The organism is Planococcus liqunii, assembly GCF_030413595.1.
GTDB classification, from domain to species: Bacteria; Bacillota; Bacilli; order Bacillales_A; family Planococcaceae; genus Planococcus; species Planococcus liqunii.
Map to the genome: position 1 here is coordinate 1777499 of NZ_CP129238.1, position 12456 is coordinate 1789954.

The 12456-nt window shown below is 38.2% G+C and carries 14 protein-coding genes; 12 read left to right on the top strand and 2 right to left on the bottom strand.

Annotated elements, in window-relative coordinates:
- Positions 1 to 312: 312 nt before the first annotated feature.
- From QWY22_RS08995 to QWY22_RS19580, 7 genes are all read left to right on the top strand, one after another.
- The gene (locus QWY22_RS08995; RefSeq protein ID WP_300984084.1) at positions 313 to 1821 is read left to right on the top strand and encodes a DUF1846 domain-containing protein; all 1509 of its coding nucleotides are present in this window, start codon (positions 313 to 315) and stop codon (positions 1819 to 1821) included.
- A gap of 955 nt (positions 1822 to 2776) precedes the next feature.
- Positions 2777 to 3037 (top strand): hypothetical protein, encoded by a 261-nt coding sequence (locus tag QWY22_RS09000; protein WP_300984085.1) that lies wholly within the window; start codon positions 2777 to 2779, stop codon positions 3035 to 3037.
- A gap of 524 nt (positions 3038 to 3561) precedes the next feature.
- Complete coding sequence (locus tag QWY22_RS09005; RefSeq protein ID WP_300984086.1) at positions 3562 to 4230, top strand: hypothetical protein; 669 nt, start codon at positions 3562 to 3564, stop codon at positions 4228 to 4230.
- A 225-nt stretch (positions 4231 to 4455) separates the two neighbouring features.
- Entirely contained in the window at positions 4456 to 5082 is a 627-nt protein-coding gene (locus QWY22_RS09010; protein WP_300984087.1) for a hypothetical protein, read from the top strand.
- A 119-nt stretch (positions 5083 to 5201) separates the two neighbouring features.
- A complete protein-coding gene (locus QWY22_RS09015; protein WP_300984088.1) occupies positions 5202 to 5708 on the top strand; it encodes a DUF3916 domain-containing protein in 507 nt (168 codons plus the stop codon).
- A gap of 417 nt (positions 5709 to 6125) precedes the next feature.
- Positions 6126 to 6329 (top strand): hypothetical protein, encoded by a 204-nt coding sequence (locus tag QWY22_RS09020; RefSeq protein WP_300984089.1) that lies wholly within the window; start codon positions 6126 to 6128, stop codon positions 6327 to 6329.
- 159 nt (positions 6330 to 6488) lie between these two features.
- Positions 6489 to 6617, top strand: coding sequence for a DUF3953 domain-containing protein (locus QWY22_RS19580; RefSeq protein WP_367281305.1), 129 nt, complete (start codon positions 6489 to 6491; stop codon positions 6615 to 6617).
- 350 nt (positions 6618 to 6967) lie between these two features.
- Here the strand turns inward: QWY22_RS19580 and QWY22_RS09025 are convergent, their stop codons facing one another.
- Positions 6968 to 7507, bottom strand: a complete 540-nt coding sequence (locus tag QWY22_RS09025) for a Rossmann-fold NAD(P)-binding domain-containing protein (RefSeq protein ID WP_300984090.1) — start codon at positions 7505 to 7507, stop codon at positions 6968 to 6970.
- Between the two features lie 83 nt (positions 7508 to 7590).
- On the opposite strand from QWY22_RS09025, the gene QWY22_RS09030 reads away from it, so the two are divergent.
- Positions 7591 to 8412 carry a helix-turn-helix domain-containing protein gene (locus QWY22_RS09030; RefSeq protein ID WP_300984091.1) on the top strand — a complete coding sequence of 274 codons (822 nt, stop codon included), beginning with the start codon at positions 7591 to 7593 and terminating at the stop codon, positions 8410 to 8412.
- On the opposite strand, the gene QWY22_RS09035 is transcribed toward QWY22_RS09030, so the two are convergent.
- Positions 8353 to 9597 carry an MFS transporter gene (locus QWY22_RS09035; RefSeq protein WP_300984092.1) on the bottom strand — a complete coding sequence of 415 codons (1245 nt, stop codon included), beginning with the start codon at positions 9595 to 9597 and terminating at the stop codon, positions 8353 to 8355. The genes QWY22_RS09030 and QWY22_RS09035 overlap by 60 nt on opposite strands.
- 376 nt (positions 9598 to 9973) lie before the next feature.
- On the opposite strand from QWY22_RS09035, the gene QWY22_RS09040 reads away from it, so the two are divergent.
- The 4 genes from QWY22_RS09040 to QWY22_RS09055 all read left to right on the top strand — a co-directional run bounded on the left by QWY22_RS09040 (position 9974) and on the right by QWY22_RS09055 (position 12448).
- On the top strand, positions 9974 to 10381 hold the full coding sequence (locus tag QWY22_RS09040) for a hypothetical protein (RefSeq protein WP_300984093.1): 408 nt from the start codon (positions 9974 to 9976) through the stop codon (positions 10379 to 10381).
- Positions 10382 to 10627: 246 nt separating this feature from the next.
- Positions 10628 to 10873, top strand: coding sequence for a hypothetical protein (locus tag QWY22_RS09045; RefSeq protein WP_300984094.1), 246 nt, complete (start codon positions 10628 to 10630; stop codon positions 10871 to 10873).
- Positions 10874 to 10922: 49 nt separating this feature from the next.
- Positions 10923 to 11054 carry a hypothetical protein gene (locus QWY22_RS09050; RefSeq protein WP_300984095.1) on the top strand — a complete coding sequence of 44 codons (132 nt, stop codon included), beginning with the start codon at positions 10923 to 10925 and terminating at the stop codon, positions 11052 to 11054.
- A 974-nt stretch (positions 11055 to 12028) separates the two neighbouring features.
- Positions 12029 to 12448 carry a hypothetical protein gene (locus tag QWY22_RS09055; protein ID WP_300984096.1) on the top strand — a complete coding sequence of 140 codons (420 nt, stop codon included), beginning with the start codon at positions 12029 to 12031 and terminating at the stop codon, positions 12446 to 12448.
- The last annotated feature ends 8 nt before the right edge of the window (positions 12449 to 12456 follow it).

The window sequence follows — 12456 nt, forward strand, 5'->3', positions numbered from 1 at the left end:
GTTTTCTTACGTCGATACATCAAATTATCTTAGTTATTAAAACCTATCCAAAGTACATCAGGTTTTGTCGTTTGAATGTCTTAAACACGGGTCTAGATTCTGTTATTTTGGTTGAATATATTTATGATATGGTCACTGCACATACAAGAACAACCCAATCATTGAAATGATTGGGCCAGGTTTCCATTTGTCTTTTTTTTTCAAAGCTTTATAATGATAAAAGATGCATTTTAGTTGGTAGTTTTTCTTAAAGCGTTTTTATCTATCGGTTTAAGAGAAAGTTTGAAGTATAGAAGGCGGGACGGAAAATAAATGAAAAAAATTGGATTTGATTCGGAGAAATATTTGCAGGAACAATCTGCCTACATCTTAGAACGGGTACAGCAGTATGATAAACTTTACTTGGAATTTGGCGGAAAATTAATAGGTGACAAACACGCCAAGCGTGTCTTGCCTGGATTTGATGAAGATGCCAAAATCAAACTATTGCATACACTGAAAGAAAATGCGGAAATCATCATTTGTGTGTACGCTGGAGACATCGAACGAAACAAAGTCCGTGAAGATTACGGCATCACTTATGATCAAGATGTCTTGCGCTTGATCGATGAATATCGGGCATATGGCATTTCTGTCAACAGTGTCTTAATCACTCGTTATCAGGGACAACCAACAGTCAAAGTATTTATGACAAAGCTTGAGAGAAGCGGAATTAGCGTCTGTATTCACCACGAAATCGAAGGTTATCCGACAAATGTGGACGCGGTCCTTGGGGAAGAGGGGTTTGCGACGAATCCCTATATCAAAACGACAAAGCCAATCGTGGTAGTAACGGCACCTGGCCCGGGCAGCGGAAAGCTTGCCACCTGCCTTAACCAAATGTACCATGAGAACAAACTGGGGAATGAAGTCGGCTATGCCAAGTTTGAGACTTTTCCGGTTTGGAACTTGCCGTTAAAGCACCCGGTAAACATCGCTTATGAAGCGGCTACCGTCGATTTGAAAGATGTAAATATGATTGACAATTATCACTATGAAGCATACGGGAAAGTCGCGATCAATTACAATCGTGATATTGAGACGTTTCCTGTCATCAAACGGATTATTGAACGGATTACTGGTAAAGAGTCTGTTTACAGCTCGCCGACTGATATGGGGGTTAATCGTCTGAAATCGGGCATCACCGACGATATGGTCGTGCAGGAAGCTGCCAAGCAGGAAATCATTCGTCGCAGTTTCAGCGTAGAGAACGACTATAAAAAAGGGCTTGCTGATGAAGATAGTATACGCCACATGCAAGTGATTCTGGAAGAGACTGACTTAAAGAAAGAGGATCGGCCACCTGTATTGCCAGCCCGTAATTATGCGGAAGCAGTCCAAGAGCAAATTGGCAGCACGAATTTACAAGCCGTAATTGCGATAGAACTGCCAAATGGTGAGATGATTACCGGTCGAACGACAACTTTGATGGATGCTTCAGCAGCAGCGATTCTGAATGGGTTGAAGAAATTGACCAATATTGCGGAGGAAATTAATTTGTTGTCACCAATGATTCTGCAGACGATTCAACGGTTGAAAACCGATGATTTGAACAGCCGAGTTCCGACATTAAGCGCCAATGAAGTGCTGATTGCACTGGCAATCAGCGCGGTCACCAACCCTACTTCTGAGCTGGCTTATAAGCAACTTCCAAATTTAAGAGATACACAAGCACATTCCACGGTTATATTGAATAGGGAAAACGAACAGACCTTTAAGAAGCTTGGAATCGACATCACCAATGATCCGGTATATCCATCTGAGAACCTGTATTACAATTAAGATTTGAAAAACGCCTGCCTTTTTCTTCTTGCAAAGAAGCCTAAGGCAGATGTTTTTTCGTTTATAAAGTTTAGCAAAAAGGAGCAGACTTCTTCTAATGAGAAGACTGCTCCTTTTTTGCTTAATGGATTTGTTGCCGGAATATCTGTTGGAATCTATCAAGGACAAGTTTTTGCATGCGGATTGTTAAGCACGGCAATAGCTTCATAATTCTTTTAGCTTTGAGGAAGGAGCTGCGTTCCCTAATTTGTCAGGCAAGTAATGTACTTTATATTATTGTGCTGGAGTATGCTTTCCCGACCGTATTGGATATTAAAAGAATTTGTTTCAAAGAATAAAATCAAGAGCGATATTTTATTGTAGAGTGATGTAAATTAACATTGTCAGTTTTTTCCTTTTGAAATACTGGCTAATTTCTCGTTACTGCTCCTCGATCGGACCCATCTTTGCATAGAGTTCATCATCACTCGTGAGGATAAACAAAACTGCCTGGTATTCGGGGCTGGTTTGCCAGGACGTGTTTAATAAATTGAGCCGCTGGAAGATTAACGAAGGGTGCGAAGCCGAAAGAAACTGCGGGGAGAGCACCGGTTGCTCATTGTCGTGAAAGTTGAAATGCCTTGGATTTTTCCTCTTTTCGTTTCATTTACTTTTGAGTTTCTTCTATCTGAGTTTATATTGAGTAGAAATATAAACAATTTTGTTCGTAAAAGTCCTTAAATGAAGTGAACGTTCGTAAAGTGTTTTAGTACTTTTACGAACGGTTTAATTTCCAGAATTATCTAGCTATTATTTTAAGCTTTATGTATATTTAACGTAAGAGTATCTATTCTATTTATACGAATTAAAATAAAATAATAGGAATGGAGAAAATATTATTTTTTGAATGCAGAATGCAGGCAGTTGAGTGACACTCAAAAAGTCATTAAGGACAAATAAGAAGGGAGAAATTTATGTGAAAAACAGCTTTTTAAATTCATTTAAATTATTTGTAGTTTTCTTTTGCTTAGGGGTTTTAGCTTTAATAGTAGGCGTCAACGGAGAATCACTTGCTATTATTGTTTCGAGACCTTCGGGTGCTGGATTTTGGACAACATCTGAAAGCATGATGAATGGATTTACATACATACCAATGTTTATAAGCGTTTTTTTCTTTGCACTAGCTATTGTTGTTTTCACAATTTCTTTTATAAATGCGCAAAAAAAGGCGATATAATACTTGCTGTGAACTTCAACCAACCTGTTTTTAGTAAGCTGCAGGAGAAAGACCTATTTCGATAACTTTTTTGATTGACCTATTGGGTAAAGTAAAGAGTATGAAAATGAATGTAACTTAATGTTAATTAAGTTACATTCAAATGGCTGCACTATAAAGTTTTAAAGCCTGAATTACAAAGTATTTAGGGGTTTACATATCACGATTTATCAGAAGGGAAGAAGCCAGTTGAGCTTTTCTCTTCTTTTAGTTTGAATAAGTTTACTTTTAGGAATGGTTTTGAGAGAGGGATAGAATTAATTTTCTCTATTGTATGGAGGAATTTACAAGGTATAATCAAATTAACAAATTTTACAATATCTACAATAAAGAATGGATTTTTGTGTTTTAGGCGCGTTAAAAAAGATGTTGGCTTAATAAATAATTACTGAAGTGTAGAAAACAAGAAGTGAAAAATAAATGTAAGTACTCGATGGAGTTAAGAAACGAGTTACATATCGTAAACATTAGTAAGGGGAGAAAATATGGAGAACAGGGATGGCATGGTGAAAAATAAATTAGCACTCTTTAGTTCATTTGTTATTTTATGTATATGCATGTATTTATTCTTTCCTTTTCCGAATAATGTAATGCTAGAGACTCGCACCACATTTATGTCATTTCCAATTCAGGATCAAGAAGGATATGTTTCACTTGGGATAATAGGGTCTGTCCTGTTTATAGTCGCTTTAATACTACTTTTCATCGGCATGAAGAAATATCAAGTTAGAACAATACTCGCAGTTGTCCTAGTGTATACATTTCTACCGAATCTTTTAATCACGATATATCAAGAAACCTTAGCAAGTGGCATTGCAGCCATCTCATATGATAATAATGGTCAATGCAATTTTGAGTTAATGGACCAAAAAATGAGTGGCGAATGTAATCTGGTATTACATAATCGAAGTAATGAGGCGGTGTCATTTGAATTAGAATTTATAGATTCGTTTTTCATGGAAGACGATGTTCAAATGGAATCACTTATGAATTTAGCTGGTCCGTATCGTATTACGATAGAAGCTAATCAAAAAGAATCTATTCAAATAAAGGAATTACTTGATCTATCAGATGTTCAAAGACATATCGATGGAGCGGAATCATTTGGTATTCATTTTCATATAACTGAGAATGCTCAAACACGTACTTTGTAGTAGATTATTGTAAGGATATAGATGATATTTAAAAGAATTTTATTTACACATGTGGAATTATCGGCAGTCCACTAGAGACAGGTTCTGGAACAAATAAAAGGCGCTGATTTAGGGGATCTGAATGTAACTTAAGTGCAGTTAAGGTACATTCACACTAGCAGAAATCAATTTTAAAATTGAGATACTAAATTATATAAAAGTTTATTGAAATGAAGGGGAAGACAAATGAATTATGATTTCTACAATAATCCCGATCATTGGATGGATGGATTTTACGAACTATCAATCGAATACCACCCATATGGGGACGATAAAAGGGTAAATGAAGCACTTGTTGCTTTGGAGGAAAGTCGTTACTTCAACGGGTTCTGGGAAGAGAAAAAGGACTTCCAAAAGCATTCGATTTCCCTGCCGATAACGATCGAAGAAGAAAGTGTGAAGTCATTTTACGGCAGCCTATCTCTTCACAATTCCACTAAAGAGGAGTTGCCTTGTCTGATTACAATCATCAGGGTAAACGGCGAGTCGGACTGGTTAGATATTTCAATTCCACAGGCTGCATTTGATAAGGTGTTTCCTTGCCGCTATCCTCTCACAACCAAGCTGAATCCCTGGTTAGAGAAAATCAATGACGTGTATGTACGGTTAGCAGAGAGCATCTACCACAAATCTCCTTTCGATTTTGCGATGATCGGCGAGGAAATTTCTGGGGAGACCAATCAAGAAGAAATTACGATAGAGCTTATGCAAAACAAGCCCTATATGACCTGTGTCCTTCCCAGTTCATTGCTAGACCGGCTTGGACTCAATGGAAAAGGAACAGCGCTGTCAAATCGACTCAGGTTATTTTAATTTATTCAAAACGAATGTAACTTAATGTGAATCTAGTTGCATTCAATTCTAAGAAATTTGGTTCGTATGAATTCTAGCACATGACTAAGCATGATACTTAAAGTGGGGAGAAATTAAAGATGCGTGAGAAAAAAATTCGAGGAATCAAACGGAAAACGGAGGATATGGTCAACCGGATTGAAGAAAATACGATGGTGTTTCCAACAGAATTTTACAATGGTTACTGGCATATGCGCTTACCGCTTGCGCAAGGTTTTATCAGTTCCGATAAAACTCCTCGGAAGGTCCAACGGCTGTGCATTCAAACGCTATTGGATCGTTCAGAGTATCTGAAAGAACTACAGCCACATGATGACGAGAAATATCGTGTAGTTGTCTTAATTGACTTGCCTGGTTTATGGAATTCACAAATCATCATCTTCAAAGGGGAAGATTATTTTAACGAATTCTTTAACAGAGATAGCGACTACTACAAATGGATTCCTCTTTCGGCTAACAGAAACATTCAAACTGAATGGGGATTAGCCATTCCGGACGATGTAGCTATCGCAGGTTATAAAGTAATTGAAGATGATGAGGATGGTTACTATGAAAGTGAAGTTTGGTTTGCAGGGGAACTCAAATAAACGAAGGACTATTTTTACTTAAAATTAATTCTATATAATAAGGTTCTGAATGAAACTTATTGGTAAGTAAGTTACATTCAAAACCCCCATTCCATTAACTTCTCTAAAAAATTAACGAAACTGATATTAACGAAACTGATTTTAGTAGAAAAAATGATCCATTCAAAAGTCTATTCTATAAGGTTTGAAGTTTGGATTTTAGTAGGACTCAGGCTCACATATGAGAAATTATAGGAAGGATAGAAACTGATAAAATCAGCTTCTATCCTTTTTTCTTCATCTAATTGTACTTTTACAAACGATTTTATATCCGTATGGTATTTCAAAGTAATATATGGGTAAAATAGGGATTTAGTGGTAAGATATTGGAGAGAATATTTGGAATTAAAAAGAACCAAGGATAAGGAGGAAATAATTTTGTTTAAACTAAACGCTAAAACTGGTTGGTTGACGGTTATGGGGATTATATTGGTGACTTCTTTTTTAGTCATTACTTCCAGTTATTTTAATACCAGAGAAATTAATTCGTTGAGCCTGCAGTGTGCAGAAAATGGAGGAAACACCAGCTTGGAAATACATAGTGCTCTTCTTGCGAGCTATTCGTTTGAATGCAAAAGATAAGAACTAAACAATTAGGTTGAAAGTGAAAAAAGGGCATCAGGAAGGATGGGTTTCTTGTTAACGATCTTACAGCTCTTGTTTTCGGCACTTACATTCGGGTTTGCCATCTTTGGACTCCATACTGAGAACTTTGAATACCAAAATTTGATGCTCCTCTCGATGGGGCTGATGGTCTTAGTAATGGGGATCAGAGAGCTTCGAAAAGAGAAAAAAGCATTCGCTTATTTTATTATGCTAGCAGCTGCCTTTATGCTATATGTTAGCATTGAGAGATTCTTCCTAAATTAAAATAGAAGAATCCAAATAAAGACGTAAGGACAAAAAGAAAAAAAGAGCATGAGCATCTTCTAATAGTAAATAAACAAGTTTACATATCATGAGGTTAGCGGAAGTAAGTATAATTTCAATAGCAAAACATAAAGAGGAAGATGGGTGCTGATCAGCGTCCGTCCTCCTCTTTTGTCTATAAAAGTATACTTTTAAGAAAGAGCTGAATGATTGTATCGGTAAACTCTTCTTAAAGAGGGAAAACACGTCGATAAAAAAACCAGACCTATGGATGAAATGATTTAGTGGGATTTAAGCGTATAGTAGTATTAAGTAAAGATAAGGTAGCAGAATTGATAATATCGTCAGTCCTATGGCCGTTTCTCCCAAGGGGTAATCGTTCCAATAGTATTTTTAGATTTGTTTTCCTGGATGGCTTCTATCACCCCATTAGAAATCTCGTCATGGGTCAACCAGCGAGACAAGCCACTTTCAATCTTGAACCCTAGCAGGATTTGATGATAATCAACATGTGGAGGAACTGTCGTATTGGCTTTGATGTCCTCCAGTTTTGAACTGCTGCTATTAACGTGAAACAGGTCCCATGATTGAAGCCGTTGGAGGGATTCCGTTAAACAAGGAATCACTTGTGTTCCGTTGGAATGGATCCAAGCAACCACCAACTGGATGGGGCCATTCTGTTGCTGGACATGATGTAGTTGTTCCGCTAATTCATTCGTATTCGTGTAGTCAACCAATACTGGAGTCAACTGTGCTGGGTTTTGGTCCAGGAGCCGCTGCATCTTCTCGGGATTCCGACCAATCACCGAAACGTGGTAGCCGTTTTCCGATAACCAGGTGGAGACGGTAGCCAGCATTCCTGTGCCGCCTATTGCAAGTGCATGTTTCATTTCAATCATTCCTTTGCTAAGTGAAATGGAGTTTTTGTATCTAACTTGAATTTCTTATTAAATTGCTAGAAAGGGTGTAACGCATGACTACTCTAGTGGAAGCGTCTAATTGTTTGTTGTTATCCACCGACCAAAAGAAATCGGAAGGTCTTTGGCGGAACGACCCCTGCTATAAATTCCTGTTTTCATTGAAAGGTTTCATGAACTACCAAAGCAACCGAAACGAATTTTCGCTAATGGAAAAGGAGTTCATGGTGTTCAATCCCCATGACGAGCATCGGCAGCTTGCCGTAGACGATCATAAGTTTTTGGTGGAACTAGACGCCGCATTCCTCAACGAAGCAACGGCTGCCATTGCAAATATTCAGGGAGACCTTTTCTTTGCACAAACCACGCAAAAACATCCACTCGTGGAACAATGGGTCCATTTTGTGCAACAATACATGCTGCTGGAAGGTGAAGCTGGAAGCCCGTCTTCTGAAGTATTCTTGGAGCACAGCTTTGCCCAACTCAGCCTGTTGTTGGTCAAGTCCGCTATTGGTACACATACTTCCGACTTGAATACGGACCCATTTCGCGCGGTTCAACCTGCACTTATTCAAGTGGTGGCAGCGTTAAAAGACGATTATCAACATGCTTGGACCTTGGAAGAAATGGCGGCACTGCTGGGAATCAGCAAATTTCAATTTGCCCATCTGTTTAAAGAAAAGATCGGTGTTTCCCCGTATTCTTGGCTTCAGCTCTATCGATTGGTACGAAGCCAGGAACTGCTTTTGCATACAAAGCGAACCATAACGGATATCGTCCATAGCTGCGGCTTTTCTTCCGTTTCGGTTTGCAACCAATTATTTAAACGCCTCTACGGATTTCCGCCGAGCTTTTTCCGTGAGCGTTATTCGAATTAAGTAAAAGACAGCGCAAAGGACCATCATGCTGCCACAGAAGAGAAAGATGGCGCTGATCTCGATGAAAGAAGCAAGTGCGCCAAACAGCATGAGGGAAATAGCATTTGAGCCGTAGAGAAAGACCGCATTGGAACTGAATGCCCGGCCCAGCTTTTGAGCTGGAACCAATGTCTGAATCAAGTAGACACGAGAAAGACTGGAGATTGGCAAACCGACTGCCGCGATCAGCACCCCTAGAAAGTAAAGGGGAAGGTGGGTGGCGAACCCCAATACTAGGATTCCCATTCCCCATACAAGAGAGCCGGCTAAATAAAGGGAGATCGTCAGCTTTTTCCAGAAAAACGGTATGAGCACATTGATCAGGATAACTCCGATGCCGTACCAACCCAACAAGAGACTGTAAAATTCTTCACCTTGGCTCGGATAGTGTTGCAGGAGAAGCAAGAGCAAACCGACTTGCCAGACCCAGGTGTTGAAAAAGACCATCAGAAACGTCACCATAAACAAATTTTTTATGGTTCCTTCGTCTTTTACCACCACGAAGAATGCCACAATCGACTGGAAAATTCCGTCTCTTTTCTTTTCTGCTGCATGCTCCTCGTTCAGCGGTTCAACCCAATAGATTTTCAAGATGAAAAGCGCACTTAAAGCATACGTCAGCGCATCAATCGAATAAAAATGGATGGTTTGTCCGGCATTCAACAGATCGATACTGAAAATAGGGGTGAGTACCTGAACACCTCTTGTCACCGTGTCCAGCAAACTATTGACCGTCGTCCGGTCATCAGCTGGGGTAACGAGCGGCAAAACGGCCCGGTATGCCGGATTATAAAAACAGCCCAGGCTCTGAATCACGAAACTGACAATCAGTAAATGCCAGAAAGCTAACATGTCGAATTGATAGAAGACAACCAGTGAGAGAATTATAGGAACTCGAATAAGGTCGATCCACAATAGCAGCCTTTTCTTCTGCACACGGTCTGCAACAGCCCCGCCAATTAATCCGAACAGCAGATAAGGTACTGCCTGTGAAATAGCGATCACGCTTGTCAGGCCAGCTGACTCGGTCAATTCATAGGCAATAAAAAGAAAAGCCAGCCCCGCAAGGACATTTCCCAGCTGTGAAATACCAGCGCCTGCCAAGTAATAGAGAACATTTTTATTTTTGACTGCATTTCGATACATCGTAACCACCTCATGTACAGGTTACGTCGTATTTTTGGACGAATCTATATGAATCTTGTTGTTATTAACGACAATATTCAGGTAAGAAATAGTAAGGGTTAATTTTATTTGAATTCCATAGTGCAGGTACAAGTATACATATGAGGTATTATCAGAAGTAGTAATTATTTTAATAGCAACATACAAAGGGGGAGAGCGCTGCTAAACAGCAATGCTTTTCCCCTTTTGTCTGCAAAAGTGTACTTTTACGAATGGTTTTATTTCCAAAATTAACTAGCTATTTCTTTTGTCGCTACGTATATTTAAAGGAACAGCCTTACTATACAAGTGAGGGGTATAAGATCAACAAGAAGGTATTAAGGAGATAGATATTAAAATGAAACGCAATAACAATTTAAAAGATCCTTCAAAAAGATATATAGATTTAGTAAATGAAGGTTATCCTTCACTTGGATTATTTCCGAAGAAGAAAAGATTGAGAGCGATAGAGTTCTTTAAAAGTAAACTAAATGAAGAAGAGTTTGTGATAGAAGAATTGGCTAGTGGCTTTATCTTAATCGGTTATTTATATCAGGAAATTAAAGACTATGAAAATGCTTCATTTTATTTTGATAAAGGCTACAGCTTGGGAAAAGATATTTTATTTTCTTACGATTCTGGTTTGAAAAAAATACTAAAAACTTATTTAAAAGCGAACCGAAAAGATTTATATGATTATTGGCGCGCAGATTTCTTAAAACGAGGTCAGTACGATAAAAAGTTTAATAGATTGTTGAACTCATAATTACAAACACTAATCGAATGCAATGATGCTGACTATAATGGCAGGTAAATTATAGCAATAGTTTTTAAGCAACTGCAGAACGCTCTGGAGGAAATGAAGAAAGTTTAGACATATTGTAAATGGAAATTTCAAGATAAAGATTAGGGTTTGAATGTAACTTAAGTGCAGTTAATGAAGTAAAACTATCAAGATGTACAGGAATAAACAGAAAACAAGTATTTCCTATATTGTAGGGAGGAAATCATGATGAAGAAAAACAAAAGGAATATATTAGGGGATTTATCAATAATTGCAGCGATAACAAGTATAATTTTCTTCTTTTTACCTATAGACAATGAAATAGATGCAATGATCATTGCTTTAATTTCGTTATTAGGGATAGGGTTTGCTTTAGGATCTAAAGAAATGTGGTATGTCCTTATTGGAACTCTATCAAATATTGCAATGTTCGGCATGGCATATCTTTTATTAATTGGAGCAGAATTTAGTTAGCTCTAATGTAGAAACCCAGACCGATAAAATCATCGGAAGTGCGTTCATAATGGGAGACGCGAGTTTTGAAGAAGCAATCCGAGTGGCTTCTCTACATCCGACTGTGCAGGCCGGTTTAGCAGAACAGCTGGGGTGGGAAATAGAGATCCGCGCAATCGATTCCTTCGACATGAAAGAATAAAGGGTTTACAGCTGCTATCCCTTAATTCTTTCATGTTTACTATGTTTTATAAGTAGAATACGCGTCTGCTATGAGGGCTGAAGATTTGTTGCATACAACAGGCGAATACTCCGATGATTATGTTGTGGGCAAAGGCTTTAAATGGACCTATGTGATTCCTTATGAAGAATACTGGGGTCCACACTTTTATAGAAAACTCCAAGGAGATTTAAAAGATTGTATTAAATTGACGTTAAGAAGAGAGTATCCCGTTAAAGAGGCTTATAGAAAATTTAGTTTACATTTCCTGCGTTATTGGTGGAGAAGAAGCTTGCATCAGAGCCTCTTCTTTTTTTGTTCTAAAAAGTATACTTTTCGATATGCTTATTTCCCGATTTATTGTTAGCGATAATTTCAGCTATTTTATGGTGGGAATTATTGTTAATATTGATGTACCAAGAATTTAATATTTCTTTTAAGATCTGCTAATTGATCCATTTCAACAAAAGGTTAATGTCTCATGAGAAGGTACTTGATCGATAGTCACCTGCGCTTAATGATTTTGAAGGAAAAGGGATTATTAAGGAGATGTTAAATTGATTTTAGAGGCAGAAAGATTCGAGGTTACTTCAGAAACAGAAAGACTAATCGTACGACCGCTAAGAAAACAGGATTATCAAGAATGGCTAAGGTGATTTGAACAGCGAGCTCATTCCCGAAACCGACACGACCAAGGAAAAATAGATATGAGCGAATGCACGCAGGACTGGTTTGAAGACTTGGTGAATAAACACCAGAAACTGACCATAAACGATATTGCACACATTTTTGGCATTATACATAGATAGATTTATTAAGTTTTTTAATAATTTCGTTTGTTAATTCGATTCCATTGGATACGTGTATTCCATATATCAATAGGAAGATTGATAATGGTATTTTTCATAGATGTATCCGATTAATCGAAAACTAAAAATGCGAGGAGGCGTGCTGGCATGAAAATATTCATTACTGTAAAAAGTGCAAGTTCTTCAAAAAAATATCTAAATCAGCGGCCTGTGGCTTTGCCGGAAACAATTGCTACGCTGCAGGAGCTTGTGGAAGAACTCATCATACAAAACGTGAAAGCCGCTCTTGCTTCTCATGAACAAGGGAATATAATAAGCTTTTTGACGGCAAAAGACACTGAAAACCAGCTGGCAACAGGAAAAGTTGGATTTCAGTATACGTATGGCAAGGAAGAAACGGACATGGAAAAGGCCTTACAAGAAGCAGAATCCGCCTTTAGAGACGGGCTATATCGTGTGTTTATCAATGATATTGAATTAATGGAATATAAAGAAACAATCAAACTTGCCGAGAACGACAACCTGGTTTTTATGCGGTTGACTATGCTGGCAGGAAGACTATGGTGAGCCAAAGG

Bases quoted from the DNA above. Each gene is read 5' to 3' on its own strand.
- QWY22_RS08995 (WP_300984084.1), top strand. From the start codon at position 313: ATGAAAAAAATTGGATTTGATTCGGAGAAATATTTGCAGGAACAATCT.
- QWY22_RS09005 (WP_300984086.1), top strand. From the start codon at position 3,562: ATGGAGAACAGGGATGGCATGGTGAAAAATAAATTAGCACTCTTTAGT.
- QWY22_RS09010 (WP_300984087.1), top strand. From the start codon at position 4,456: ATGAATTATGATTTCTACAATAATCCCGATCATTGGATGGATGGATTT.
- QWY22_RS09015 (WP_300984088.1), top strand. From the start codon at position 5,202: ATGCGTGAGAAAAAAATTCGAGGAATCAAACGGAAAACGGAGGATATG.
- QWY22_RS19580 (WP_367281305.1), top strand. From the start codon at position 6,489: ATGGGGCTGATGGTCTTAGTAATGGGGATCAGAGAGCTTCGAAAAGAG.
- QWY22_RS09025 (WP_300984090.1), bottom strand. From the start codon at position 7,507: ATGAAACATGCACTTGCAATAGGCGGCACAGGAATGCTGGCTACCGTC.
- QWY22_RS09030 (WP_300984091.1), top strand. From the start codon at position 7,591: ATGACTACTCTAGTGGAAGCGTCTAATTGTTTGTTGTTATCCACCGAC.
- QWY22_RS09035 (WP_300984092.1), bottom strand. From the start codon at position 9,597: ATGTATCGAAATGCAGTCAAAAATAAAAATGTTCTCTATTACTTGGCA.
- QWY22_RS09040 (WP_300984093.1), top strand. From the start codon at position 9,974: ATGAAACGCAATAACAATTTAAAAGATCCTTCAAAAAGATATATAGAT.
- QWY22_RS09045 (WP_300984094.1), top strand. From the start codon at position 10,628: ATGAAGAAAAACAAAAGGAATATATTAGGGGATTTATCAATAATTGCA.
- QWY22_RS09050 (WP_300984095.1), top strand. From the start codon at position 10,923: ATGGGAGACGCGAGTTTTGAAGAAGCAATCCGAGTGGCTTCTCTACAT.
- QWY22_RS09055 (WP_300984096.1), top strand. From the start codon at position 12,029: ATGAAAATATTCATTACTGTAAAAAGTGCAAGTTCTTCAAAAAAATAT.